The sequence below is a fragment of the uncultured Shewanella sp. genome (genome assembly GCF_947501665.1).
Lineage (GTDB): Bacteria > Pseudomonadota > Gammaproteobacteria > Enterobacterales > Shewanellaceae > Shewanella.
The window spans coordinates 1-271 of sequence record NZ_CANMWS010000105.1; the positions used below are offsets into that span (position 1 = coordinate 1).

A 271-nucleotide genomic window follows, 5' to 3' on the forward strand; every position below is an offset into this window, starting at 1 on the left:
GTTGAAATACTGGGCACAGTGCAAACTCAAGCCACCGCTTTACCTGAGCTAAACCCTGAGGAAATGGCCGAATGTCGTACATTAGGTGACATTGTCAGTTACTTAAACAGTCAATTGGAATCTCAACCACATTACTTGAAACAGGAAGAGCCAACAGAGGAGGTGGTGTCCATGGCATCGCTGGTTGAGGACATGTTAGAGCTAGAAGCTAAATCAGCGTCAACCCCAGAGCCAGCACCAGCTGAATCGCTTAAACCAGATAGGCCTGCTC

1 protein-coding gene is annotated in these 271 nt (G+C 48.0%); it reads left to right on the forward strand.

The annotated features are described in order from the left end of the window. A partial coding sequence (locus Q0976_RS24100) for a hypothetical protein (protein ID WP_299497408.1) occupies positions 1-271 on the forward strand: 271 nt, incomplete at both ends.